Raw genomic sequence first — 26,310 nt, 5'->3', positions numbered from 1 at the left:
GTGGAACCCGACGCCACCCGGCGACACCGGGCCACCACACCATGCCCAACCCGCGCGAACCGCGCCAGAAACAGCAATCCGAAACCGATCAGGCCGACGCGTGCCCCTCACGAAAGATCGAGGCTAGTGGACCTCGATGATCTGTTCGGGGACGACGGACTCACGGGGCCTCTGATTGAGGTGGGCGTACTGAGAGAACTCAGTGACGTCGACCCGTTCGGTGATCCGCTGGATGGAGGGATTCGGTTCTCCCACACCATCTGTGGATTGTTGGAGTGGGATGACACATCGTCGCAGTACGACTACGGGTCCACCGACACGGTGACCGGGACGCTGTACTGCCGCACCAACGAAGACGTTCTCGCCTCCGATCACCTGGATGTTCCCGGTGAGCCGGGTGTGTTCCGGGTGCAGGGTCGGCCGCAGCGGTGGCGAGCCGGCGTGGTCGTCAAGTTCAAGGCTGCAGGGAAGGCGCCGTGATTACTTCCGTCGACATCCCGCGTGAGTACACGAATGTCGGTATCGCCGAGTGGTTGATGAGCCCGGAGTGTACCGATGCGGTCCTCGATATCGCGGTGCAGGCGCAGTTTCTCTACGCCGCAAGGGTGGCCCACAAGACGGGGAACCTGTCGCACTCGGGCCGGATCTCGATCATCCAAGGCGGACGCAGGAATGACCGCTGGGTGGCCGCTCTGACATACAACACCGAACCCGGTTCGGGTCGCGAGTATGCGATGGCACACGAAGCGTATGTCCGGAAGCGTAGCGGCATCGGAGACTGGCCGCAGGTCATCCAAGCCCTCAAGGGGGCCAGCCTGTGATCGTCTTCCCGGACTTCTACAAAGGTGGCTATCTCGACGCCGAGAAGACTGTCACCTACTACATGCAGCCGCTCCTGGATCTGTGCACACCGTCCCCGCGGGCGGTGTCGTGGATGCCCCGCGACGCAACGAAGCTCGTGGGCGACGACGGCGAACCTCTTGTACGGTACCGGCGCCTGTTCGGTCAGGCAGCGGATCTGTACAAGGAGTCAGTACACGTTCAGCAGATCGTCACGGCGAGCAACCGTGCGGATGCGATGCAGGTGTCGGAGTTCTGTCGACAGATGCTCACCGCGGTCCGCAACTCGTATGAGGTGACGTACCCGATGAGCGATCAATCAGAGCCCGGTCGAGCGGCGGTGATCGTGTGCGTGGAGGACGCACAGGGTCCGGAGGTCGACATTCCCGTGGACTTCGATGAACGCATCGTCGTCTCGACATTCCTTGTGACGATCCGGAGGCCGACGCTTCCGAACTACCAGCAGGTCGTCGCAACTCTCTGATTCCTAACTACACCTGGGGGGGTGTGTACCAGTGACCGGTGAATCGAACATCGCGACTCTGAAGAACACGAACAACGAGCTGTACATGGTTCCCGGTGATGCGTGCGTCATCGCGGCGCCGTGGGTCCAGGGCGCGTGCCCTACAGCCATCACGACCGATGCGCAGGGTGATCTCCTGCCGCTGCCGATGGGTTGGCAGTCGCTTGGTGAGCTGGACCAGAAGGCCGGTATCAAGATCACGCCGGACAAGAAGACCAACGACATCCTGGGCTACGGCTCGATCGTGCCCCGCGGTTCGGTGAATACCGCCATGTCGGTGACCGCCGAGTTCTCCATCCAGGAGTGGACCGAGATCGGCGCGGCCCTCTACTGGGATGTCGACAAGGCATCGGTGACCGTGGATCCGACGACCGGCGAGTGGCAGATCGCCAAGTCTGCCACTCCGGAGGTGAATTACTACTCGCTCATCATCGTCGGCCAGGACATCACCAGCGGTCAGGGTTACCGGTTCCCGTACTGGATCTTCCCGAAGGCCATGGTGACCAAGCAGTCGGCGCAGTCGCTGTCGATGAGTGAGGCGCTCCTGATGCCGGTGACGTTCACCGCGTACACGGACGACACCCTCGGCGAATTTCTCATCACCGGTGCGGGTGGCCCCGGTGTGCAGGCCACCAACACGGCTGCCGGGTTCGTCGAGGGTTCGTAATACCAACTGGCGCAGGGGCGTCCCCAGAAAGAGGACGCCCCTGCGCCCACATTGGAAAGGTTTCTCCGTGACCGCCCACAGGTTCTCCGCCCTCCGTGCCGAGGTCCCACCCCGTGAGTTCGAGCTGGATCTGGACGAGGAGCGCAAGCTCACCGTCCCGATTCCCACCGGGCAGCAGCTACTCGACTATGCCGCCGCAGCCACACGCCAGGAGCAGTACAAGGCCCTCCTGGGTGGAGACTTCCAGGAGGTCTGGGACTTCTTCATGTCCCGGGATCATCGACTGTGGCCCTTGTTCTGGAAAGCGTTCGAAGAGTTCGTCTTCGGCAACGGAGCAGGTGAAGTCGAGGGGGGATCCCAGGGCTCCTGACGCTCGTCGAGAAGTTCTGGCCCGCGCTCGAATACGACTTCCAGGTGCATCTCCGTGGCCTCAGGGCGATGGATTGGATGGCTGGGAAGAAGGACTGGCGCGAGTTCTATCGCTTCAAGGACCGTCTGGGGCCCGGAACCGACTACTACGCAGCGATGTTGGACGACCCCGACACCGTGGAGGCGATGCTGAAGCTACCTCCGGCAAAGCCTGGGGCGCCCGCGTTGCGTGACTGGAACTGGCTGCGGGAGACGTTGACTCAGATGACAGAGGTCATCGCCGCGTCCGGCGGGGCGAAGGTGAAGCTCCCGCGCCCCGAATCGGAGGTGGAGCGTCGTCGCTCCGAACGTTCCCGCCGCGTCAGCCGCCACAACGCGGCTGCACTCACACGTAACAGCACACCGAGTTTCACCACCAAGAAAGCCCCGAGAGGCAGGATCCGATGACCGAGTTCGCCACCCTGGAAGATGAGGCCCGCGCACGCGTGGAGACCCCACAGGTCGAGGGGGTGCAGCTGACCAAGGACATCTTCATCCCTACACCCTCGGGGCGTACAGCACTGAGATTGGCTACGGTCCCGAAGGGTTCGTCGCTGATCGACAATCTGCGCGCCCTCATCGGCGATGAGGCGGTGGACTACATCCTGGACCTGCCGGCTGTGCTGTCGAAGGAACTCCTGGAGTTGGTGCTTGCGCGTATCGCCCCAGGCTTGATCGATGTGTCCAACCCGACCTGACTCTCCCCCTTCCCATCTGTTTTGACGACTTAGGGGGTGTGGCGTGGCCGGAGACGACAACATCGTCGGTACAGCCCAACTGCGTGTACTGGCGAACTTCCAGGATTTCGTGCAGGATGCCAACGATCAATTGGAAGCCCTCAAGGGCGGCGTCAACGACCTGGAGATCACGGTTCTCGCGGATCTCTCCGAGTTCCTTGGACAGGTAGAGGGTGCAGTAGAGGAAGCCAGCGGACATGAGGTCCGCATTCTTTTGCGTGTCGACGGCGTGGAAGAGGCTGACGCCGAGGTCGATGAGGTCGCACACGAACGCGAAGCACCGATCAAGCCGGTCGTGGAAGGCGCCGACGAAGCTTCCGCCGACTTGGATGAGACTGCGGAGAAGCCGCGCGAGTCCGTCATCGAGACGCGTGTCGACACGGCGGTGGCGGACGCCGAAATAGCGGACATGGAGTCCCGGCCCGTCGTGGTCCACGGTGATGTGGAACTGTCGACAGCAGAAGCCGAAGCGCGTCTAGCGTTGCTGCAGGCCCATATCCGGGAGATATATTCGCAGGCGCGCCCCGATGGGGGTTACCTCGCGTTGGCCGATGTCCGCGAAGCGTTGCCTCCTGAGTTCAGTCGTGGCGAGGTCGACAGTGCAATACAGGGCCTCTATAGCAATGACCGTGGATTCGACGCTGTAGAGGATGAGAACCGCAAGGTGCTCACCGACCGCGCTCGGAGTGCGGGGGTGCCCATCGGTGCCCATGATGCGCACGCGATCGCGTGGGAGGGGTCGTACGACGGGCCGTCCGTCTCCGACGCGCAGGCACGTTTCGACGCCGTGCGTGCGGCGCAGGCCGCGCAATCGGCAGCCCCGGCGGTCGAGCCTGTGGAGGCTCCCGAACCTTCTGTGGCTCCGGTCGTCGATGAAGCCGCCAAGGCCGATTCGGATGCGCGTGCCGTTGAGGCGCAGCAACCGCATGTTGCGCCCATCACCCCTGAGGTGGTGGGCGGCGACAAGGTCGAGGCCGAGCTGGATCGTATCGCCCGCGACCGTCAGTCGAAGATCACCGTCTCCGAGGAGGAAGGCGCCCCACGTAAGGGGCGCCGTTCCCGGCGTACCGAACCTTCTGACGACATCCAGGATCTGGATGCCGAGGTCGAAGATGTAGCCGATGAGGCCGAGCGCGCCGAGCAGAGCGTCACGGGCCTCGATGCGGCGTTCGCGAAGATCAACAGCATTCTTCGTGGCGCCGGACTGGACGAGGTGCGTCCGCAGGAGAACCCGGCGGACGCCATCAAGCAGATCCTCGACCCCATCAACGCGGAGCGTATCGCGCAGAAGCAACTGCCGATCAAGCCGCGTAGGGACTTCACCGATGACGAGAAGTCCCTGAACGCCCTCCGTGAGCAGGCGGCGGGACTGTCCCCGGACGAGTTGCGCTCACGCCTCGCGGGCACCCAGGGCGCGTACGGTCAGTTGTCCGAGGGCAGCTCCCTTGTTGCGGACACGAAAGCGGCTCAGAAGCGCCTCCAGGACGAGGCGAACATCTACTCGGAGGCCCTTGGGGAGGGCCCGGTCAAGTTCGCTCGACCGTCCGCGCGCTCGGGGTCGGGTGGTCAGGCGGACCTGGAGGCTATCGGCCGCCAGCGCGCGGCCGCGGATGTGGATGCTGCCCGGGAGGGTTTGGAGAAGGGGTTCCAGGACGCCGACGAGGGCACGGGGACCGTCTCGAAGCTCGTGGAGGACAGCGGTAAGCGTCTCAAGAGCCAGCTCGCCGACGAGAATGTGATGCGTCAGGCGGCGGGTCTTGATCCACTGAAGGTGCAGACCGTCAAGGTTGTACCCGAGGTGGTGCCCACCGAAGCCGAGGCGCAGATGGCTGCGCTGAAGGCGGAGTGGGCGCGCTTCACCCCGGCCGAGGTCGAGGTGGAGACGGCTAAGGCGTTGGAGGAGATCAACGCTGTCCGCGCCGAGGTGTCAGCGGAGCCGATGAGGTCCGAGCTGAATGTGGACGCTCGGGTCGATGAGGCGTTGGCGAAGATCAATGCGTTGCGCGCCGAGGCCGGAGCGGACCCGATCCGCCTCAAGGTAGATGACGACGACGCCCAGGACGAGCTGTCGGCGTTGGAATCGGCTGCCGACAGTGCGTCCGCTGCGGTGGGGGCCATCGGTGATGCAGCACAGTTCGGGGCGCTCACTGCTGGTATCGCCGGGGTTGTGTCGGAGCTCGCGGGTCTGGTCGGGATGGCCGGTGCAGCGGCAGGCGCCCTTGCGGGTATCGGCGGCACGTTCGCTGTCGGTTTCACTGGTGTGGGGTCCGTGTTCTCGGCCCTTCATGAGGCGACGCTCGACAAGCGCGGTATCGCCGAGGACGGCAGCGGTGGCGGCGGTGGTGGGGAGTCGGCCCAGGAACGTGCCGACAGGATCTCCGATGCCGAACACTCGGTGGAGACGGCGCAGAACAACCTCAAGTCCGCCACCGATGACGTCACCACCGCATACCAGACGCAGCAGACCGCCATTCAGGATGCGTCGGAGGCGATGCAGGACTGGGCGAACAAGGCCGTCGACTCGAAGCTCGGGCTCGAAGGTAAGGCGATCGACCTCGCCGAGGACAAGCAGAACTACGCGAAGGTTCTCTACGAGTACCAGCACGGTCAGGCATCCGGTCTGGATTTGCAGCGCGCGGCCCTTCAGGTGGAGACCGGCCAGCAGGGCTTGGTGGAGTACCAGGAGAAGGACCAGCAGACCCAGCAGGAGAACCAGACGGTCCAGCGGGAGGGGATCACCGGTAACCCGAAGGTCGAGAAGGCTGATAAGGGGATAGCGGATGCTCTGACGAAGGAGTCGGACGCCGAGTACAACCTCCAGAAGGCGATCCGCACCCTCAACGAGGCGAAGACCGACACAGGTAGCAGCAGCGGCGGCGGTAGTGGTGATCGGTATCAGAACGAGCTGAACGCGGAGCTTAAGCGTCTCGCGCCGAACGCCCGTGATCTGGTCGATGAACTGCTGCCGGGGACGCCGTTGCGTGAGCAGTGGCACGGAGCGCAGCAGGAAACCCAGAACACCATGTTCGCCGGGAGTGCTGGCGAGCTGCAGTCCCTGTCGGATGATCTGTTGCCGTCGACCGAGTTCGGTCTGACGACTCTGGCGGGGACGATCAACGGAACCGTCCTGACTGCATTGCAGTCCCTGGACAAGCAGTTCACGGCGAACGCGCAGAACGGGACGTTCCTCAAGTACCTGACCTCCGTTGGTGATACGGCCAGCGGGCTTCCGAATCTTCTCTCGGGTGTGACGAACGCGGTCACCAACCTCACCATTGCGGACGGCCCGGGTCTCGGGAAGATGCTGTCCGCGTTGGGCACCGGCATCTCGGGCAGTTCGGGGGTGTTCGGGGATCTGGGTGCGCAGCTGGAGTCTCAGCTGACGCACGCTTTCGAGGGGATGCCGGGCTTCTTCGAGCAGATGGAGAAGCCTGCCGAGGCCGCGACGGGTGTCATTGGGAAGCTGTTCTCAGGCGTCGGTCATGTGCTGGAGGACAACTCGGGTGCGCTGACGTCGTTCTTCCAATCGGTGCAGGGTTTGGAGCCGGTGCTGGAGGACCTGGCGCCGTACCTGACCGGCACTCTCGGCTACATCTCGGACATCTTCAAGATCATGGGCGCGTTCCCGGAGCAGACAGCGCTCGCATTGTCTCTGATCTACCTGGGTAAGCAGATCAGCCCGATCCTCAATCCACTGGGAACCCTGTTCACCTCCCTCTCCACCGAAGGTGAGACGGCGCTACAGAAGGCGAACAGCGCGTTCTCCAACTTCGCGTCGGGGTTGGGAACGGTGCGTACGCAGGTGGAGGAGTCCACCGCGGGAATCCGTACGGCGTTCTCGGAACTCGGTTCGGCGCTGTCGCCAGGACTCGCTCAGGGCGCCGTGAACGATGCTGTGGGTGGAGGATTCTCCGACGGAATCGCGTCCGAGTTCGGCGGCATCACTGCGGCTGAGCAGGGGGTTGAGCGTGAAGCTCCCACGGTCGTCGGCGCGCTGAAGAACGTCGGCACCGAGATGTCGGGCCTGGCGTCCGGTGCGATGGAGGCTGTCAGCTCCGGGTTCTCAGGACTGGCCACGATGCTCGGGCCGGCCGGTATCTTCGGGATCGCCGTCGTCGGTGTCACCGTCGCGATCGGTGAACTGGTCGCGGCCCACGGGCATGAGGTGCAGGCTCAGCAGGAGGCGAAGCAAGCCACCGATGAGCGCACACAGTCCCTCAGGAAACTGAAGGACGCCCTGGACGCCACCTCAGGTGTCGACACCCCCGAGGTGGCGCAGACCGCCGACGGATTGGTGACGTCGATCCGCGCGGAAGCTGATTCGGATAAGGATCAGCATCCCGACGGGGCCATGACGGCGGGTCGGTACTTCCTCAAGTACGGCAACTTCGGACTGAACTCTTACGCTAACCAGCAGGTCGACCGGGACCGCACCGAGAACCGGGAAGGCGCCGATGGTGCCGCTGAGGTCGCCGGACTGGATGAGTTGGGCAAGAAGTACAGCGACGACGAGATCACGTCGATGCTTACCGGCTCCGAAGCAGATTTCAAATCGCTGATCGCGCAGACCAATACCCTTTCGAGCGGCGGCGCGCTTCTGGCTCAGCACTTCCAGGATGCGCGCACTCAGTGGCTCGGGCTTCAGTCTGCTGCGGAGACGGTCACGCCTGGCGTGCAGGACATGGCTACAGCGATGGGAACCCTCGCTGACAACACGGCTTCGGCTGCCGATAAGCAGACGGCTCTGACCAACGCATTGAAGGTCGCCGCTGGACAGAAGTCGGGCCAGACGGACCCGAGCGCGGCTCAGAGCGCGCTAGGACAGGCGGAGCGCAACCTCGGCCAGGGGGTCCAGGCCGGTCAAGGGTCCGGTGCGCAGCTCGTCAATGCCAACGGCAGCCTGAACGCCACAACGGCCAACGGTGCAGCCCTCCTGGGTCAGTTCCAGCAGATGCAGACAGCCCTTTCGGGCATGGCGCAGGCCGGTGCTCTGACGGACGCTCAGTACGACCACGACGTCGCCCTGATGACCCAGCAGCTCACCAATCTCGGGGTGAGCGCCGACCAGGCGAAGACGATCATCGACAAGGTCGGATTCAATCGGCAGGTTCTATTCCAGCTGCATGTGGCCGGTGAGGATTCGACGGAGGCGAACCTACAGGCCGTCGCCGGGGATCTGTTCGGGAACGAGAACTCGGACGGCACCTATGGGGTGACGCTGCCAGTCAAGATCGCCGACGCCGGCGTGCAGGATGAGCTGAAGAACCTTCAGGGCGTTGTGGAGGACACGACATCCAAGCCTGGGTATGTGGTCATCCATGCCGACACCGAAGCGGCGGTCGAAGCGATCGACGGGGTGGCGAGCCGTGACCAGGAGCTCGATCAGCTGAAGGCTGAACCGCACGCGGACCTGAACATCGATGACTTCACCAGCAAGTACATGCAGGCCGACAACGACCTCGATGCCATCAACGGGAAGGTCACCGACCCCGCTATCCAGGCGGACATCACCGACTTCCTCACCAAGGGGAAGCTCACCAGCGATCAACTGACTGCGCTCAATGCGTACATCGCCCAGCCGGGAGTGGATCCGCAGACGGCCACGGCTCTCTCTGAGCTGAGCAACGTCGCGACGACGCTCAATCAGTTGAACGGAAAGACCGCCAACGTGGGCGTGACGATGGACGCGTTGTCTATCGCCTATCGCGGCACGGACGGGCAGATGCATCTCTGGACGGCACCCAACACCGAGGGTGCCGCGATCGCCGGAAACACGGTCGGCGCTGCGCAGGCCCCGCAGGCGGTACCTACCCCCGGGCTGAATCTCAGCCCCGCTCAGCAGAAGCTACTGTCCAGCGGTGCGCTCCCGGCTCTGGCTGGGGGTGGACCTGTGGCGGGCGCCGGCACGTCCACCTCTGATTCCATCCCGGCCTGGTTGTCGGATGGCGAGTTCGTTCACAAGGCCGCTGCGGTGGACTACTACGGTCCCGAGGCCATGCACGCCATCAACTCGATGGCGGTCCCGAAGGATGCGCTCAAGCGCGCCTCCGGCGGTCCGGTCACCGCCGGACAGTCTGGCACGGGGGGTGTCTATCAGCCCACCGCGGACGAGCTTCAGGCGATGGATGGTGGAACCGTCAACCTGTCGCTATGGACGGCCGTCAAGACGGCGATCCCATCCGCGACCCTACTGGCCGCCGACACGGCAGGTGGGTCGACCATCAACGCCCACAACGACGACGGCGGATATCACCCGCTACGCATGGCGATCGACGTCACAGGCCCCCTGGACGAGGTCGCCGAATGGGTGTTCGCCAACCACCCGAACGACACGGCGCAACTTATCCACCCCGGAGACAATCAGATCCTGAACGGAAAGACCGTGCTGCCGAGCTTCGGTCGTGCCGCGGGCAGCATTCCCAACAGTGACCAGGCCGCGATTGCGACGGCGTACGGCGCGGACACGGAGGCGAGCGAAGCGTCGATGGTGCACATCGCCGCCGATGCCCCGTGGGCCACCCCTTCGGGGACGACGGGAACTCCCGCGGGGGGCGGTGCCGATACCGCGGGCGGCGCGATGACCACCAGTGGGAGCACTGTCGGGCAGCTGCAGCAGATGCAGTCGGCCAGCCAGTCGCAGCTCGCCGCGTTGGAGAAGGCGGACGCCTCCAACCCGGACCTGGCGACCATCGCCACCATTCAGCAGCAGCTCGACGACGTGTATGCGCTGGTACAGAACAACACCCCGACGGATGAGCAGACGAAGCAGATCAACGCGCTGACTGCGGAGATGCAGGCGATCTACGCCAAGCACGCCGGGGACAACTCGAACATGGTGGAAGCGGCTCAGCAGCAGCACAACTCGGATTCTTACGGCTACGAGCAGACGCAGTTCGCCAGCACTGGAGTTCCGGTGCCTGAGCAGTCCGGGCTGACGGGTTCCGGCTTCACGGGGCAGCCTTCGGGTGGCGGCGTCGGCGCGGGATCGAAGGCGACTCTCGACGCGAGCGGCCTGTCGTTCAACGGCGGCTTGGGTCGCATCGGGAGCGTGATCGGGGACTTCTTCTTCCCGCAGGGTTCCTTCCTGAACCCGAGCACCACCACCTCGACGGATTCCGGCTACTACACGGGCGGCAACTCGGTCGGCACGCCGACATCGAGTGTGCCCACCGCTGTTCCTGCAACGAACCCGGTTCCGAAGGCGTACACGGGAGTTCCGGCGAAGCCGAAGGCCACTCCTGAGGTGCACACGAAGCTGCCGAGCGCCGCGCCTCCGGCGACTGCCGGGGGCGGCATCCCTGGTGCTGCGGGCGGCAATCTGACGATTCCACTCTCGAGCACACCGGCTACCCCGGCGGTTACTCCCACTTCCACGCCCGGAACCGGCGTGCCGCAGGCGAACGGGATGTTCACCCCGTCATTCGGGTTGCCGTCGCTCACCACCGCCGGACTGGGGAACCTCATGGGGAACCCGAACCTTCCGGCATACACGGGAATGACACCGAGCCAGTTCCTCGGCGGCGAACTGGAGAATGCCGGCAACTTCGTGCTGGACTTCTTCGGGTTGGACAACTCGATCCTGTCCTCGAACAACAGCTGGAACCAAGCTATCCAGAAGACGGCGACAAGCGCATGGAGCGCATGGGGTCCGTCGACGGGCACGAACGGGTTCGACAACACCGGGAACGTAGGCACAGGGGAGCCTGGAACGGCGCAGACGAACGCACTTCTGGCCCCGGTGCCCGGCGAGACGGCCCTGACGGGGATCACTATTCCCTCTCTCGGAGGAGGGGATGGTGGGGGCGCACCGTCCGGGGCCACCCTCACGGCACCGTCCGCCAACTACAACGGCGGCACGCAGGCCATGTACAACGCCGTCTATACGGCATTCCATAACGCGGGCTACTCGGACGACCAGTGGCAGGACGTCGTCAACATCATCAACAACGAGTCCAGTTGGCAGCCGGGGGTGACGAACAGTATCGGATGCTTCGGGCTCGGGCAGCTGAACCCGTCCGGGACGCTGGAGAAGTACCTGCCGAGCAAGAGCCTCGACCCGTATGCGCAGGGTGAGGCGATCATGTCGTACATCCACGACACGTACGGTGACCCGGCGACGGCATGGACGCACTGGCAGTCGGCCCACTCCTACGACAACGGAGGGTACCTCCAGCCTGGAACCACACTGGTGCACAACGACACCGGGAAGCCTGAACCTGTTTTCAATCCGAAGCAGTGGGATGCCTTGCAGCACTACGTCGACCCGGATACGAACAAGGTCAAGCTGGAGCGCCCGCAGCAGGCGATGAGTCCGCTCAACGGGGTGATGACCGGATCCCAGGACAGCGGGACGGACAAGCCCGACACGCCGCAGGGTAAGTCGAAGGTCGGTCCGGACGCGGACGCCAACGACCACGGTGGGGTTCTCGGTGCCGTCGTCAACGGTGTCGCCGGATGGGGCAAGAGTGCGCTCAGCAGCCTCGGGTCGGCCGCCACGATGGCTATCGGGGGTGCGGTCACACCGGCAGCCGGGGGTGCCGCTGCCGGTGTGGGGGCCGGTAAGGCTACCGACATGCTCACGGGCGCAGGGTCGCTGGGTATCGACTTGGCGTCCAACGCGGTGCAGCAGCTCGCCGGAACCGTGGGTAGTTCGTTCGGTCTCGGCGGCGGCTCGCTGGCGAGTGTGCAGCAGATGTTCCAGGACAACCAGAACATGCAGTTGCAGCAGCGTCAGTCGACGGCGGTGCAGCAGCAGGTGGTGCAGCATCAGCAGAAGCCGACGGTCACGCAGACCACAGGTGTCCACATGGAGAACGTCCACGTGCAGGACTTGGACGACTTGATGCGCCGCCAGGAGCGGTACACGCAGCAGGTGCAGGCCGCGGCCTTCAACACCTACTGACATTCACACGAAGCTACACCGGTTCCTATTGGGGCGGTGGTGTTTTCGGCTCACGGCTTGGGGGAGCGATGAGCGACTACGTAAGCATCCTGTTGGAGGGATGCGACGGCAGCAGTTGGGATCTGATCTCCGGCGAGCAGGGCGCCCTGTTGGGTGTCAAGCCGACCGGCTTCTACGACATGCCGATGAAGACGTACTGGGTGCCTTACGCCTTCGGGCAGCAGTACCAGAGCAAGCAGGCGCAGCGCCGGGACATGGTGTTCACCGTCCAGATCGGCACGGACACCAACGATCCCGACGAGTGGCATCAGATCGAGTCCCGCTGGCGCATGGCGTGGGACTACCTGAACGAATCCACTCTGGTGGTCACGACCTCCGACGGTAAGAGGACTCTCGGGGTCCGTTTGTTGGAGGAGCCGAAGGCGGCGCAGACCGCTCAGTGGGAGGGTTACGACCCGCACTGCTACGCCCAGTCCACCTATGTGATGACTGTGGCGGCTGAGATCCCCTACTACATCGGGGATCTGACCACCACGGATATGACTTTCCCTGCGGGTGCGGGGAGTACGCAGGTGATCGACGTGTACAACCCGACGGATTCGGAGATGTGGCTGGAGTGGGTTCTGTCCGCGCCGGGGACGTGGACGTTGCCGGACTTCTCGTGGGGCCAGAACATCTACGGCCGCGCGGCGCAGGACGCGGAACGCACGTGGACTCTGCCGGATCTGCAAGCAGGCGAGAACGTCTCGGTGACTTCTCGTCCCGATGTGGAGCCCATTGTGTCGCAGAGCGGTTCATTGGTGCAGGCGCGCACCAACGGCCAGTGCTTGATGTACCCGGTCGCTCCGCACACGGGTGGCGCGGTTCCTGTGTCGTGGCAGCCGGATTCGGGTGACACGACCTCTGTGGGGTATGCGCAGTTGATTCAGCAGCAGTGGCATTCCCGTCCGTGGGGGTCGGTGCGATGACGTTCGATTTCGCTGCGGTGCAGTCGGATTGCTGGGATATCAGGGATCTGCATTCGAGTCTCGCGGCGGCGGCTCCGTTCATCCGGTTCTGGACGTCGGACCCGAACCCGACATTGGACGAGAACCTGGGGTTGGTGTTGCAGGGGGTGGTGACGGATTCCATCCAGGGCAACTTCCCGACGCTGAAGAACAAGCCGGGTACGGGTTCGATCCGTCTTCGGGCGAATCACTATGTGGCGCAGTGGTTGATAAACCTGCCCACCACGTCGAATCCGCAGAACGTGGTCATCACGGTGGACACGATGGGTGGCGCTAATCGGTGGTCGGGGTTGATGCACCACTGGCAGATCGTAAAGGATCAGTCAGGGGTGTACTACCTGGACGTCACTTTCATCGATGACCTTCAGTACATCGACTTCCTGCTGGGCGCGCCGAACCCCGCGCTGCCCATCGACATATTCCAATTCCCGCGCGTACTCCCGTATTTCGGACCCTCCTGCTGGGGCATCAGCGTCTTCCTGCTGATCCAGCTGATGCGCGTCGAATCCAACTGGCTACAAGTGCCCGATGACCCGTTCGACCTCCCCGACTGGTGGGAGGACGCCAACCCACAGAACTGGCAGGTACTCATCAGTTGCCCGCCGCTACTGGAGGACACCTCCCTGTGGACGATCCTCGCCACACGCATGGCGAAGATGTCCACCGTCATAGCCGACGCCTTGGAGGACTCCCAGCAGGTCTTGGTGTACCGTCGCTGCCTCACCGTCGACGGAGAGACGCCGGCGGATTACGGCATCGACTACGTGTCCACCTGCAAGAACGGCGCCGTCATGCTGCAGGTGGTGGACCAGTCCGGGTTCTACACCGGCAGCGGCACGCCCACCACGGGTGGTATCTTCGGCGGCTTCGTGCGCACCATCGCCACATGGGGCGACGGATTCGTGGAGAACGGGTCCGAACTCGTCTCGGACGACGAATACATCTACCCGGACGAGTACTACCAGCCGGGCGCGGTGACCGAACTCGCCGGGTACATCTTCGGCACCTCCTGGACTGTTCCCGCGACCCCGTGGTTGGTGATCCGGGATTCCCCGTGGAGTCAGGTGCAGACGGGCCAGTTGACGTATTCACCGGCGACCGCGTGCACCGTCATCGTCGGCGGCGACAACCAGTACGCGGATCAGGCGATCAACCTGGCTATCGAGGCTACGGGCGACATCCTCGGGTATCTGCTGTTGGGTGGTTTCTCGTCGGCGGGAGATATCGCTGCGTCGATCATCATGCCGTTCATTCAGGGGACTGTTCTCGCTTGGATCGAGTGGAAGAACGTCTCACGAACCCAGAACTTGGGGTGGGCTCACCTCTATGAGACCTATCAGCAGGGCGCGGAGTCCAACGTCTGGTCCCTTGCGGGCATACAGGCATTGCGTGCGGGGTTCGAGGCGACCAAGGCACTCACGACGCAGCAGGTGCAGTACGGCTGCGGTGGACCATACTACCCCGGTTTGCAGTATTCGATCGGCCAACGTGTGGGTGTCACGATGGAATACCTGTACGGGTACATCCTCATAAGCCAGGTCGAGAAGATCACCCTGGCCTGGGACATCACCGCAGACAGCCAACACACCTACGAGACGGTGATCGGTGAGGGGAAGGCCAGCAAGACGGCGGCCGAGCGGCAGGCCGAGCTGGTGTCGAAGGCGATGGATCTGATCGCCAACGAGGGCGTGCACCTCTTATCGTAGCTAACTGAAACCGGAACCTCACCGATATCCTTAAAGGGTACGAACATAGTTCCGGGGGGAATCCAATGTCCGGCGGCAAGCCGATAAGTCCATACGCCCTACAAGAGGACATCGAGAACCCGAAGCGGTTCATGGCCTGGTACCTCGCCGCGATCCCACCCCCTCCGAACTCCAAGATCCCGTTCCCGATACCCATCCCCGTGCAACTCCTGGAATGGGCATCGGAACTGGCATGGAAGGCCGGATTCCGATACCACCCGGACCTCGCCACCGTGTGGAAGATCCCACTCAAGCAGCGACTCGGAATCCAAGACCCGGGCCGCTGGGTGGAACGCGACGAGTACGAGAAGTTCCTCGAATCCCAGGACACCCCGCAACTGTCGGAGGAGTTCGAAGAGGAAGCCCTGGAACTACTGAAAGACCTCAAGCCCGAGCTGTACCAGGCGATCCGCAATGCAACACCGGCGGACCGCAACAAGATGCTGTCCTCCATCGACCCGGACGTCATCGACAAGCAGATCCGTTTCCTCCAGTCCTTGGTGAAGGACCGCCAGAAGAAGGAGTAGGCCATGACCTTCCCGGCCGCCGCGTTTGTAGCCCTCCCGACGGAGAGTTTCGCGGTGACGGGAACTACCGGTAACGGCGGTAACGCGTTCTCGGCATTGGACACGTGGACACAGGACTTCATCACCGACTGGTTCAAGACGAACTACGTCCAGAACTCCCCGGCCTGGAACAACACCAACAACATCCTGGTGGACACGTTCCTCGGAGGCTTCCAGACGGTCGTGGATGTGGTGGCGAACTTCATCGGGATCCTCAACGGTTCCGTTACTGCGGGTTCGGGCGCCGCAGCGATGTGGACGGATCTGGAGGATTGGGTCGACGGCCTCGGGGACGATGTCACCAACCTGGTGACAGCCATCGAGAACGGGGCATCGGGGACTGTAGCCACGGTCGAATCCGATTTCGAGGGCGCATACACAGCTTTGACGAATCTGTTCTCCACTGCGAGTACAGCTTCGAGCACCGCTACCGCGACGTCGGGTGACGTTGCGACGTTGGTCTCGGGGGTTACCGGGTCCTCGGGCAGTACATCGGACCTGGCGTCGTTCCTGACCAACGCCCTGTCCAATCTTGGGGGTCCTATCGATCCGTCGCGGTTGACGTCGGTTCCTGCTACGGCTATCGCGGACTTCTCAAGCCTCACGCAGCCGAACCTGCTCACCAATCCGTCGTTCGATTCGGCGACTTCCCTTGACGGGGAGGGCGTGTGGTCGTGGGACGGCACGGTGGGGCATGACTCGCTGGGGTCGGTGACAGCGACGGGTGACGGCACGACGAAGGTGCTGCCGAACACCCCGGCGGTGGCTGTGGCCCCGGGTCAGGGTATGGCAGCAAGCATTTGGGTGCAGTGGTCGGGTGTTGCGGGTTCGGGGGACTGCTTCGAGCTGCGGATGGCCGCGATCTCGGATGGCACGCAGGTCTCGACCACCACCTTGCAGGCGGAGACTTCCCCGGCGGCGTCCGGTGGCTGGGTGCAGTTGGCGGGCACGTACACGGTTCCCGCATCGGTGGATCACGTGCAGTTGGAGTTGGTCATCCAGTCTGCTTGCACGGCAGGGCAGGTGTGGTGGGACGACGCCTACCTGGGCAACACGAGCTTGATCCCCACGAGTGTGGTGAACGGTCTGCCGGGGGTGATCTCGCAGGCGCAGTCGACGTTGGATGAGATCGGCAACGAGTTCGGTGTGATCGGCTCGGGTCTGACGCCGTCGGCGGTGGCCGCCGCGTTGGGGTCGTCGCTGTCGACTGTGAGCACGGACGTGAGCAACGTCGTCTCGGTGGTGCAGGCCGCGACCACCGGGGCGTCGAATCCTGTTGCGGGGCTGGCATCTCTGTTCTCGGCGCTCCTCGGGGTGACAAACACCGCCAGCACCGCGGCCACCACGTCCACGACCGCGATCCACTCCTCCGTGACGACACTCAGCGTCGGCTCCACGCAGGAGGTGCAGCAGTACTTTTCGACCGCGGGTACGGCGTCGTGCACGATTCCGGCGGCACCGGCTGGAACAACTACTCTGGTTCGGGTCGACGTCACTGTGATCGGGGGCAGTCCCGGCGCCCCCAACGGTTCCGGTGCACAGCCTGGCGCAGGTGGCTTGCCGGGCGGATTCGCGTTCCAGTCATTGTCTTCTGCGCAGGTCGGCGGGATCGGCGGCGTCCTGACAGTCGTCGTCGGAGCGGCGGGAACCTCGGGCGGCGGCGCCGGTGGCGCGTCATCGGTAGCCAACGGCAGCACAACCCTCCTGTCGTCCCCGGCCGCCGGTGTCGCGATCGCATGGACGCAGCCGATCGCCACCGGCTGCCCACTTGCCCCCTCCGCAGGAGGCGGCGGCGGTCAACTCGGCTCCGGTCAGCTCATCACGACGACCACGCTCGTCAACTCCGGGAGCGGCACAAGCAACGCATCTGTCATCGGCACCGCGTCGGCCGCGGCTCTCGCCAACAAAGGTGCGCCCGGCAGTCCATCACCCGCTGGCGCTGGTGGCGCCGGTGGCGCCGGAAACATCACCGGGGCAGGCTCCCCCGGATCGCCAGGTGCCGCAGGCGGCGTCGTCAACGGGCAGCTCGTCGGGGCGAGCGGCGCGGGCGGCGGCGGCGCCGGCACATGGCTCGGCTCCGGCGGCACGGGTGGCGCAGCGGCAGCCCCGGGCGGCGGCGCCGGTGGTGGTGGGGGTGGTGCTAGTGGTGGTGGTGGTGGTGGTGGTGGTGGTGCGGGCGCACCAGGCGCAGTCCTCATAACGGCGGTCTACCAGTGACCCAAGGGTGGGGCGGTACCGCTGCCACATTGGGGTCGCTGCTCGGGTGGGGTTCCTCGAGCCCTAGCGCCACACCGTCGGTGGGGTGGCGCAACGCCCCCGACGTGGAGTTCGACGCCACAGCCGTGTTCACCGCTGCGGGGTATCCGATCTCGTTCAGCCCAGCAAACGCCACCGCGACAGCGCAGTTCACCTGCACCGGGTACCCGGACGCCTACGCCACCGCAGCAGCGCTCGCAGCCACAGCGACGTTCACCGCGTCCGGCTACGGCACGGGCTACCCGTCCATTCAGCCGAACATCACCGCGACAGCTGTGTTCTCGGCCACCGCGACCTACCCGACCACCAGCGCGACGACCACCGAATACACCACCAGTCAAACCATCCAGATCCCCTTCTGGGCCGTCTACATCGACGTGATCGTTATCGGCGGCGGACAAGCCGGTGCGGCAGGCGGATTCATCAACGGCGACGGCGGCCAGCCGGGAACGTTCAACGCCACCACCATCAGCCGTGGTCTCACCGCCTCCCCGACCACCATCACCCTCACCGTCGGCGCAGGCGGCGTAGGCAGCAGCAGCAACACAGGCGCATCCGGCACGGCCACCTCCGCATCGTGGACCGGCGGAAGCGTCAGCGGCGCAGGAGGAACCGGAGCCAACAGCAGCCAGACAGGCCTCGGCTCCGGGAACTACACCGTCCCGGCGACCGGGCAGGTCATCACCGGGTCGGCAAGCCAGTCCACAGCAGCAGCCGCAGGTAACGCCCCCGGCGGTGGCGGTGCTGGCGGCGGCGCGTTCCAGAACGGCGGCTCCGGTGCGGCAGGTGCCTGCTGGCTCGTGTTCCGCCAATCATGATCTCCTAGAAGGGAATCCGCATGTCCAACTTTCAAGCATCGGACCTGCAGGCCGCAGCGAACGGTATCGCCTCCAACACCGGAAAGTACATGTCGCTGCACACCGCAGCCCCCACCATCGGATCCGCAGCCACATCGGAGGTGTCCGGCAGCGGCGACTCCGGAGCGTATGCGCGGCAGCTGATCTCGTTCACCGCGGGCACGGGGGGAGTGGACACCGCGAGTTCGGCGACGTTCCAGTGCCCCGCACTCACCGTCACCTACGTCGCCCTCAACACGGCCAGCACCGGGGGCACCGTCACAGCGGTAGCCCTGCTGCCCGGATCCGGCATCACCATCAACCCCGCCGGGCGCGTCACCATCCCCGCCGGAACCATCACCGTCAGCTGAGAGACTAAGCATGGGCACATTTTTCGCAGACATTTCGGAATTTCAAGTACCAGTGGATGATTCGTACCCGTACCAGATCCTGAGTATCCGCTCGAACGACGGCACCTACGAAGACCACCGCTTCGCGCAGAACTACACCTGGATGCGCGCCGCGCTCGACAGCGGAAAACTCACCTGCGGCATCGTCTACTGCTACTGGCGTACCGACATCGCGGCCACCTTCCAGACTATGCAAGCGCAGATCGACGCCAATGGTGGCCTGCACCCCAAAGTGATCCTGATGGTCGACCTGGAGTCGGGCGGCAACCCGGACATGGACGAGACCACAGCGGTCGACGGGATGATCGACCTGATGGCCGGATGGACCGGCGACTACAAGCGGGTCGTCTTGTACGCCAACCGTGGTGACTTCTACACCATGTGGGCGTCCTACTCCACACGGCTGCCGCAGATCGGCGGCACCATCGGCGCGGGCTACGGATCGAATCCGCAGCTCCCGGGGCAGATCGCGCACCAGTACACCGATGGCCAAGGCGATTACGGCCAAGGACTCCCGTACATGTGCGCCCCGTTCGGGGCGTGCGACATGAATGTGGCGGACAACCAGACCGCCGAACAGTTCGCCGCCGCGTGCGGCGTAGGAGGGGATGACATGACACCGGAACAGGCAGCCCTGTTGCAGCAGCTCGCGGCGAACGTGGAGCTGATCCTGCAGCAGCTCGCGGGGGCGTCGAACTTCAACGGCTGGCCCGAGGGCGGCGGTCGCACGCTGTACGACCTGGCGGCGGCGACCGCGGCGAAGGTCGGCGTCCCGAACACCAGCGACACGAAGGCGGCGTCGTGAACACGAAGAAGTTCTGGATCAGCGCCCTGGAGCGATCTGTCGTGGCCGCTGCCGCAGCGTTCCTGTCGACTCTCGGCGCGGGCGCGGTGGATCTGTTCCACGCCCCGGTTGTTCACGATCTAGAACTGTCGGCGTCGACTGCGGTCGTGATGCTGATAACCTCCGTAGCCGCTTCCAACGTCACCGGGAATGCGAGCTTCATCAAGGACACCGACTGATGCCGAACGTGCCCAGTGATTACTGGGGCGTCATCATCGTCATCCTCGCGGGGTTGTTCGGTGTCGTCTCCGCAGTCGTGGGGCCGTTGGTCACCGTCCGGGTGGCGCGTCGCCAGACGCAGGAGTTGGTGCAGAAGCACATCGGTCCGGTCGCGGATCAGGTGAAGAACACGCACGAGACGAACATGCGTGACGACATCGACAAGATCCTCTCCGAGGTCCGGATGATCCTGCGGCAGCTGGCCGACATCGACCACCGCACGGCGCGGATAGGCGACGAGGTCCGGATCAACCGTGACGAGTTCGTGGACCTCCGCAAGGACACGTATGAGCTGTCGGCGCGCGTGGAGCGTGTCATCGCCAAGCATCACCCTCAGGAGGTGGACTGATGTCCAGCTTGGGATTGAACCCTCTTTATCGTCAATTGACCTTGGGTGATGGGGACTGGATCTTCACCCTGTCGCCGAACGACTGCCGCAGCACCGTCCCCACCTGGGTGGGAACCACGTGGCCCGCAGGGACGACCGCGACCGTCACCATCGACCCGGAGGGCGCCGACCTTGCATGGGACGCCACCCTCGCCGACGGCGTGCTGTCCTGGCACGTGCCGGTCGGCACCGTGAGCACCGTCGGCGACGACCTGACCTACGTCCTCCAGGTCGTACTCCCAGACCCGTCCGACGGGCCCTCGTGGACGTGCGCCGTGTTCTACGGCCTCACCTGGCAGAAGCTCCACATCGAACTGTACGGGAGCTGACATGGCGACCTTGTACGACTCCTACATCCTGCCCGTGGGGGAGCAAGTTCCCCTCGGGCAGGTGTTCCTCCGCGGCGTCGGGAGTCCCGAGTACGGAGCCAAGACCGTCGTCGGATCGGTGGTGCAGTCGGTCCCGCTGGTGGACGGCGGCTTCACGGTGCAGATCCCACCGGGCGAGTACATGGCTCAAGTCTGGGTCACCTCGGCGTACATCTACACGGCCGCCGGCGGCAGCTTCACGGACGGTTACCGCCCGTGGCTACCGTTCACCATCCCCGACGACGGGACATACCGACTCGCCGACCTCCTCCCGGCATGGGAGGGCAGCTGATGCTCACGCGATGGCTCGGCCGGACATTGGACGGCTTCGCAGCGTGGTTCGCGAGCGCTGCAGGTGTGCTGCAGACGTTCGTAGTTACGATAACCATATTCGTCGTCGAGGTGTGGAAGCCGAACCTCGACCCTCAGCACTTCCTGTTCCTGCTGTGGCTGACGATCTACAGTGGTGTGACGCAGCCGATCCTGGCGTTCGTCTCCAGTCGCGATTCCCGCGCGGCGGCGTCGAAGATGGAACACGTCCTCCAGTTGGAGGAGGAGGCCCTTCACGACCTTCACGGTGGCAGCTAGGACGGTCCATCCGCGAGGTAGTGATGCACCCACGACTGTGCGGTGGACAGCTGGGTAGCGGCGTAATCACAGTCGTCGTCGCGATTACTGTTCGCGCATACGGTCTTCTCCGTGGTGTAGTCATCCAGCCACTTCTGAATGTTGAGGCGCAAGAGGTCGACATCTGGTGACCCGGAGAGGTTTCTGATGTCGTTCTGTGCGTCCTGCATCTGAGTGTCGATCTTATCCAGGCACGGCTGCATCCCCGCCTCGAACCCGCAGTCGGTCGCGCTCATGTCCGCATACTTGGCACTGAAGGCGCTCCAACTCATCGGAGGTTCCGGTGAGTTCCCCCCCAGTCGCGCGACCAGAACCCAGGCGATGAGCCCTACCGCGAACACGGTGAGCACGATGATCTGGGGTTTGCGGTAAGTCATGATCCCTCCTCATGGGTGTGCGTCGTCATACGCCTTGAGGACACGGACCGAGATACGGCCAGTGTCACTGACTTCGATACCGTTCTCACGTGCCCATTGGCGGACCTCGGCGAACGGGACGCCGAGAGCCTTCGGGTTGCGGTTCTTCTCTCGCCTCGGTTTGGGGGCGCCTTCGACCCGCGCCACCTTGATCCATCGAGCCAGATCCCGCCGCAGTTCTGCGGCGTTCTCGGCGTTGAGGTCGATCTCGTAGGTGGTGTCGTCGAGCGCGAAGCGCACGGTCTGCGTGGCGATGCTGCCGTCGAGATCATCCCGTAGTACCACCTCTAGCGACTTCGCCATGACGTGCAACCTATCACTCATGCAACGTCGACCGACGGTGACGAGAGGTCGATCACCGGAAGAAGATCCACCATCTTCGCCAGGCGTTGTGGCCTGACGGAGGTGTAGATCGCAGTGGTGGACGGGCTGGTGTGGCCTAAGAACTCTTGGACGAGACGCAGGTTATCGGTCGCCTCCAGCGCTTCGGTTCCCGCGAAGTGGCGCAGCGAGTGGAGGGTATCGGCAAAGCCTATCGAGTGCAGGTGCTCGTTGCACAGCTGAGACACGAGCTGCGGCGTGACGACGCCGGATCCGCGTTCGCGCGCCCAACACGGACCGTGTTCGGGCAGCATGGGTGCGATGTGATCCCAGCACCACCTCGGGAAGGCTGTGACACGTTCCCGCTCACCCTTGGTCCGGACGAGATGGATCATCACGAACCCCGAGTCCACTACGAAGTCTTCGACGCGAAGGTAGGCGATCTCCTTGGCTCTCATGCCCGCGAAGCCGGCAAGCAGCAGCCACGGCAGAATGCGTGGGCGCGCCGTACGCAGTGCGAGCTCCAGTCTTTCGAGGGCGATGGGACGCGGAATGCCGCGACGCGGCGGCGGCATCACGAGGAGCTTCGCGGGGTCGTCGGCTCGGTAACCTTTAGCGTGGATCCACCCGTAATAGGGGCGCACCAGCGATGTGTAGTTCCGAATCACGCTAACGGGAAGCGAGTCTTGCCAGTCTTCCAATTCGGCCTCGGTGGCAGCGAATGGATCATGGTGAATAAAGTCTTGCACATATTGCATCGTCTGCCGACGCAGTTTGATCGTGCGGTCGCTTCGTCCGGCTCGGATCATCCAGCGACAGTGTGCGTCGAGATGGCTCACGTTCAGCCCGTACTGACCGCCTGGTAAGGCGCTCACGGGCGCCGACACTACGAGCTGTAGTTGACTTCGGGCGCGGTTGTTCGACATTTGACGCGTCAATGTCGGTCTTCTAACTACAGGGCTACTCCCCGGCGGCCGTCTAAGCGGCCTTCGGAACCAACACCAGACTGATGGAGTTGATGCAATACCGCTGGTCGGTGGGGGTGGGGTAGCCCTCGCCGGAGAAGACGTGGCCCAGGTGGCTGCCGCAGTTGGCGCACAGCACCTCCACGCGGCGCATGCCCAGCGAGTCGTCGACCCGCTCGATCACGGCGTCGCCGGCCAGCGGCGTGAAGAACGACGGCCAGCCGCAGTGCGATTCGAACTTCGAGTCGCTGCGGAACAGCTCGGCGTTGCACGCGCGGCAGCGGTACACACCCTCGGTCTTGGTGTCGGTGTACTCGCCCACGAACGCCGGCTCGGTACCCGCTTGCCGCAGCACCCGGTACTCCGCCGGGGTCAACTTGGCTCGCCACTGAGAATCGGTCAACTCGAGCTTGGGGTGGACGGATGCATGATCGCTCATGCATCCACGCTAACCACCGGTGCCGGCTGGTGCCAGCGGGCGGTCGATGCCCTCGTCGAGTCGGCCCTCGGCGCGCGCGTCGAGGTACCGGTACAGCAGCACGAAGAACGGCACGATCAGCAGCAGTGTCCAGCCGTACGTGCACTTGAGGAAGGAGGCGGACCGGCCGAACGCCAGCCACTTCTGCGACCCCCAGAAGTCGTATGAGAGGAACCCGTACACCGCCAGCCAGATCGGCCACGTGCCCATCACCGACGCCCGATACACGATGGTCATCAGCATGGGGAACAACAGCATCGAGTAGTAGCCCTGGCCCAGCGAGCCCAGTAGGAACTCGGCGGTGAGCAGCAGCCCGGTGGTGGTGCACAGGTACAGCAGCTCGTTGCGCTCGCGGTAGTAGCGCCACAGCAGATACACGGACACCAGCGTCATCACCCCCAGCACCACGCGCAGCAGCAGGATCAGCCACGGGGGCAGGCCGAACGCCACGCCGTTGCCCTCGATGGAGCTGTTGTAGTAGTCGCGTGCCTGGAACAGGTAGGGGAGGGTGCGTTTGAAGAAGCTGCCCTTGTCCTTGGCCAGCGCCATGCCCGCCGCCAGGAGGATGAACGGTACCGCGATCGACGCGATCAGCCCGGCCCGCCAGCTGCGCTTGAGCAGCATCGGCAGGAACAGCACCGCCAGCATGGGCGGCTTGACCGCCAGCGCCAGGCCCAGCGGGATCCCGGCCCACAGCGCCCTGTTCTTCATCAGCAGCGCCATCGTCGCGACCTCGGCGAGCAGGACGAAGCAGTTGAAGTTCGTGAACACCAGCGTGTCGGTGACGGCCTCGCTGGTGAACGCGATGAACAGCACCACGGGCGCCACCGCGGATCCGAGCCCGAACCCGAACATGCGGATCATGATGTACAGCGCGATGAGCAGCGCGATCGTGCTGAGGGTGACGAAGATGTTGCGCGCGAGGTCCGGGTTGAAGAACCCGAACGGGGCCATCAGCAGCGTTCCGGACGGCGGGTACAGGTAGTGCGGGCTGACGGTCTCGTAGTTCTCGACGTACACCGGCTTGTGATTGAGGAACCTCACGGCGGCGGTGTAAACGGCCGTGAAGTCGTCGGTCTTCGCGCGGTCGGGCACCAGGATGATCAACCGCTGCACCATCGTGCAGATCGCGAGTGGCCACAGGATCGCCTTCACGATCGTCGCCGGGTCGGCCTTGAGCGTCGCGAGCGCGCTGCTCACCGACGTGCGGGTCTCGGTATCAGGGACGGACACCGCGCAACGGTACCGCGCCACCCCGGCCGCGCCCGGGAGGCGGGGCTGGCGACCCGGCCCGCAGCCCCGTCATGCCGGGCAGGCCGAGGTGGTCGGTTGGGCCAGGTCCTCGAGGTACGGCGAGAGCGACTGCTGCGCGCAGGCCGAGCGCAGCACGGCGCCCTCGCCGATCCCGGCCCAGCTCACCGTGGCCAGCTGGGTGCCGGCCATGGCGATGGCGCCGCCGAGACCGTCGATCGCCGACGGGTTCGTGAGTGGGTCGTTGAGCGCGAGCATCGCCATCGTCGGCACCAACGCGCGCTTGGGCGCCGGGGGTGGCTCGACCGCCGGCCACCCCTGGCAGCCGACCATGTTCAGCGCGGCCACGCCGCCGCCGAACGGGTACTTCTCCGCCCACGCAGCCGCGTCCGCGGCGACCTGATCGGGTGCGGGTTTCTGCCCGGCGTCGGAGCAGGTGGTGATGTACTGCCCGTCCGAGCCGACGGTGGCGTCGGCCGACGCGACCAATGCCTGCAGCGGCCCGAAGGTGCCGGTGCGGGCGGACGCGAGCGCGTCGGCGAGGGTGGTGATGCGGTCGCTGGTCGGCCCGGCGGAGATCGCGAGCTCGGTGGTCACGGCCCGCAGCAGCTCGGCGTCGCCGACGCCGCCGAGGGTGCCCGCGGCAGCCTTCGCGAACACGTCACCGACGGCCTTCGCCGGGTCGTCGCCGAGGGCGCAGCCCAGCGCGCGGCACTGCGTCGCGAAGCTCGCCATGGTGGCCGCGGTGCCTTTCGCGGCGTCCTCGGTGCGGTCGGTGAAGGTCCCGTCGTAGCGCACCGGCGAGTCGAGCACGAGCCGCGCGACCCGCTCCGGGTGCGCCGCGAGGTACGCCAGCGCCACCGTCGACCCGTCGCCGACGGACAGCAGCGCCAGCGCCGGGACCGACCACGTGGTGCGCAGCACCTCCAGGTCGGCCGCCGCCGCGGCCGCGGTGTACATGCTCTGGTCCCCGGTCAGCTTGTCCGCGCACGCGTTGGTGAGGTCGGTGGAGGCGCTGCCGAGCGCCGCGATCCGCGCGGCGGTGGAGGCGCCGGGCGCCGCGCCGGCGTTCCGCAGCACCGCGACGTCCGTGGGCGGAAGACACGAGACGGTCGACGACGGGCCCAGCCCGCGCCGCTCGACCGCGACCACCGGATGCCCGCGCAACAGCGGCGCGTCGGCAGCGGTGAGCGTCAGCAGCGCTCGCTGGCTGGTCAGGTCCGTGCCGCCGACCAGCACCAGCGGGGCGGCGCCCTTCGGGGTGTCGTCGGCGCTGGCTCGGGTGAGCGTCAGCGTCATCTCGTCGCTGTCGGCCGCCGCCGGGTCGACGGCGACCCGCATCGTGGCGCACTCGACGGTGACGGTTCCGGTCGGCGCGGGCATCCCGTACTGGCGGGCGAGGTCGTCGCCGCAGTCGGTCCAGGCGACCGACCCGTCGGCGGGGGCGCGCCAGGCGGGAGCGGCGGGCGCGGGCGTCGACGACGGTGCCGCGATCGGGCCACCGAGCGCGGTGACGAACGCCGGCGGCGCATCGGC

At 65.0% G+C, this 26,310-nt stretch carries 26 protein-coding genes; 20 read left to right on the top strand and 6 right to left on the bottom strand.

Features of this window, described 5'->3' with window-relative positions:
• The 20 genes from ABD908_RS18925 to ABD908_RS18830 form a co-directional block, all read left to right on the top strand.
• Window positions 1–480, top strand: a 480-nt coding sequence (locus ABD908_RS18925; protein ID WP_344998826.1) for a hypothetical protein, incomplete at its 5' end; no start/stop codon positions are given.
• Entirely contained in the window at window positions 477–821 is a 345-nt protein-coding gene (locus tag ABD908_RS18920) for a hypothetical protein (protein ID WP_344998824.1), read from the top strand. The genes ABD908_RS18925 and ABD908_RS18920, both read left to right, overlap by 4 nt.
• A complete protein-coding gene (locus ABD908_RS18915; protein WP_385921260.1) occupies window positions 818–1,324 on the top strand; it encodes a phage tail termination protein in 507 nt (168 codons plus the stop codon). The genes ABD908_RS18920 and ABD908_RS18915 overlap by 4 nt, the downstream gene beginning before the upstream one ends.
• 31 nt (window positions 1,325–1,355) lie before the next feature.
• Window positions 1,356–2,030 (top strand): phage tail tube protein, encoded by a 675-nt coding sequence (locus ABD908_RS18910; RefSeq protein WP_344998820.1) that lies wholly within the window; start codon window positions 1,356–1,358, stop codon window positions 2,028–2,030.
• Window positions 2,031–2,097: 67 nt separating this feature from the next.
• Window positions 2,098–2,400: a hypothetical protein gene (locus ABD908_RS18905; protein WP_344998818.1), complete on the top strand. Its 303-nt coding sequence runs from the start codon at window positions 2,098–2,100 to the stop codon at window positions 2,398–2,400.
• Window positions 2,401–2,477: 77 nt separating this feature from the next.
• On the top strand, window positions 2,478–2,846 hold the full coding sequence (locus ABD908_RS18900; RefSeq protein ID WP_344998816.1) for a hypothetical protein: 369 nt from the start codon (window positions 2,478–2,480) through the stop codon (window positions 2,844–2,846).
• Window positions 2,843–3,136 carry a hypothetical protein gene (locus ABD908_RS18895; RefSeq protein WP_344998814.1) on the top strand — a complete coding sequence of 98 codons (294 nt, stop codon included), beginning with the start codon at window positions 2,843–2,845 and terminating at the stop codon, window positions 3,134–3,136. Before ABD908_RS18900 ends, ABD908_RS18895 begins: the two co-directional genes overlap by 4 nt.
• 43 nt (window positions 3,137–3,179) lie before the next feature.
• Entirely contained in the window at window positions 3,180–12,077 is an 8,898-nt protein-coding gene (locus tag ABD908_RS18890; protein ID WP_344998812.1) for an aggregation-promoting factor C-terminal-like domain-containing protein, read from the top strand.
• Between the two features lie 68 nt (window positions 12,078–12,145).
• Window positions 12,146–13,045, top strand: coding sequence for a hypothetical protein (locus ABD908_RS18885; RefSeq protein ID WP_344998810.1), 900 nt, complete (start codon window positions 12,146–12,148; stop codon window positions 13,043–13,045).
• Entirely contained in the window at window positions 13,042–14,790 is a 1,749-nt protein-coding gene (locus ABD908_RS18880) for a Gp37-like protein (protein WP_344998808.1), read from the top strand. The genes ABD908_RS18885 and ABD908_RS18880 overlap by 4 nt, the downstream gene beginning before the upstream one ends.
• A 65-nt stretch (window positions 14,791–14,855) precedes the next feature.
• Complete coding sequence (locus ABD908_RS18875; RefSeq protein WP_344998806.1) at window positions 14,856–15,356, top strand: phage gene 29 protein family protein; 501 nt, start codon at window positions 14,856–14,858, stop codon at window positions 15,354–15,356.
• Window positions 15,357–15,359: 3 nt separating this feature from the next.
• A complete protein-coding gene (locus tag ABD908_RS18870) occupies window positions 15,360–17,612 on the top strand; it encodes a hypothetical protein (protein ID WP_344998804.1) in 2,253 nt (750 codons plus the stop codon).
• Complete coding sequence (locus ABD908_RS18865; RefSeq protein ID WP_344998802.1) at window positions 17,609–18,469, top strand: glycine-rich domain-containing protein; 861 nt, start codon at window positions 17,609–17,611, stop codon at window positions 18,467–18,469. Before ABD908_RS18870 ends, ABD908_RS18865 begins: the two co-directional genes overlap by 4 nt.
• 20 nt (window positions 18,470–18,489) lie before the next feature.
• Complete coding sequence (locus ABD908_RS18860) at window positions 18,490–18,858, top strand: phage tail fiber protein (RefSeq protein ID WP_344998800.1); 369 nt, start codon at window positions 18,490–18,492, stop codon at window positions 18,856–18,858.
• A gap of 52 nt (window positions 18,859–18,910) precedes the next feature.
• Window positions 18,911–19,702 (top strand): hypothetical protein, encoded by a 792-nt coding sequence (locus ABD908_RS18855; RefSeq protein ID WP_344998798.1) that lies wholly within the window; start codon window positions 18,911–18,913, stop codon window positions 19,700–19,702.
• A complete protein-coding gene (locus tag ABD908_RS18850; protein ID WP_344998796.1) occupies window positions 19,699–19,920 on the top strand; it encodes a holin in 222 nt (73 codons plus the stop codon). Before ABD908_RS18855 ends, ABD908_RS18850 begins: the two co-directional genes overlap by 4 nt.
• Window positions 19,920–20,309, top strand: coding sequence for a DUF2746 domain-containing protein (locus tag ABD908_RS18845; RefSeq protein ID WP_344998794.1), 390 nt, complete (start codon window positions 19,920–19,922; stop codon window positions 20,307–20,309). The genes ABD908_RS18850 and ABD908_RS18845 overlap by 1 nt, the downstream gene beginning before the upstream one ends.
• On the top strand, window positions 20,309–20,677 hold the full coding sequence (locus ABD908_RS18840) for an LtfC-like domain-containing protein (protein ID WP_425584395.1): 369 nt from the start codon (window positions 20,309–20,311) through the stop codon (window positions 20,675–20,677). The genes ABD908_RS18845 and ABD908_RS18840 overlap by 1 nt, the downstream gene beginning before the upstream one ends.
• Before the next feature lies 1 nt (window position 20,678).
• Entirely contained in the window at window positions 20,679–21,008 is a 330-nt protein-coding gene (locus tag ABD908_RS18835; RefSeq protein ID WP_344998790.1) for a hypothetical protein, read from the top strand.
• A complete protein-coding gene (locus ABD908_RS18830; RefSeq protein WP_344998788.1) occupies window positions 20,993–21,304 on the top strand; it encodes a hypothetical protein in 312 nt (103 codons plus the stop codon). The genes ABD908_RS18835 and ABD908_RS18830 overlap by 16 nt, the downstream gene beginning before the upstream one ends.
• On the opposite strand, the gene ABD908_RS18825 is transcribed toward ABD908_RS18830, so the two are convergent.
• From ABD908_RS18825 to ABD908_RS18800, 6 genes are all read right to left on the bottom strand, one after another.
• Complete coding sequence (locus tag ABD908_RS18825; protein WP_344998785.1) at window positions 21,301–21,720, bottom strand: hypothetical protein; 420 nt, start codon at window positions 21,718–21,720, stop codon at window positions 21,301–21,303. The two genes, ABD908_RS18830 and ABD908_RS18825, sit on opposite strands and share 4 nt — an antisense overlap.
• Before the next feature lie 9 nt (window positions 21,721–21,729).
• A complete protein-coding gene (locus tag ABD908_RS18820; protein WP_344998783.1) occupies window positions 21,730–22,062 on the bottom strand; it encodes a histone-like nucleoid-structuring protein Lsr2 in 333 nt (110 codons plus the stop codon).
• 17 nt (window positions 22,063–22,079) lie between these two features.
• Window positions 22,080–22,919 (bottom strand): tyrosine-type recombinase/integrase, encoded by an 840-nt coding sequence (locus tag ABD908_RS18815; RefSeq protein ID WP_344998781.1) that lies wholly within the window; start codon window positions 22,917–22,919, stop codon window positions 22,080–22,082.
• A gap of 139 nt (window positions 22,920–23,058) precedes the next feature.
• Entirely contained in the window at window positions 23,059–23,484 is a 426-nt protein-coding gene (gene msrB, locus ABD908_RS18810; RefSeq protein WP_344998779.1) for a peptide-methionine (R)-S-oxide reductase MsrB, read from the bottom strand.
• A gap of 9 nt (window positions 23,485–23,493) precedes the next feature.
• The gene (locus ABD908_RS18805; RefSeq protein WP_344998777.1) at window positions 23,494–24,756 is read right to left on the bottom strand and encodes a glycosyltransferase family 87 protein; all 1,263 of its coding nucleotides are present in this window, start codon (window positions 24,754–24,756) and stop codon (window positions 23,494–23,496) included.
• A 69-nt stretch (window positions 24,757–24,825) separates the two neighbouring features.
• Window positions 24,826–26,310, bottom strand: a 1,485-nt coding sequence (locus ABD908_RS18800; RefSeq protein WP_344998775.1) for an alpha/beta fold hydrolase, incomplete at its 5' end; no start/stop codon positions are given.

It is taken from the genome of Tsukamurella soli (assembly GCF_039541155.1).
Taxonomy (GTDB): domain Bacteria; phylum Actinomycetota; class Actinomycetes; order Mycobacteriales; family Mycobacteriaceae; genus Tsukamurella; species Tsukamurella soli.
Note: the sequence above shows the minus strand (reverse complement) of the source record. Positions and strands in the feature narration are given on the sequence as shown.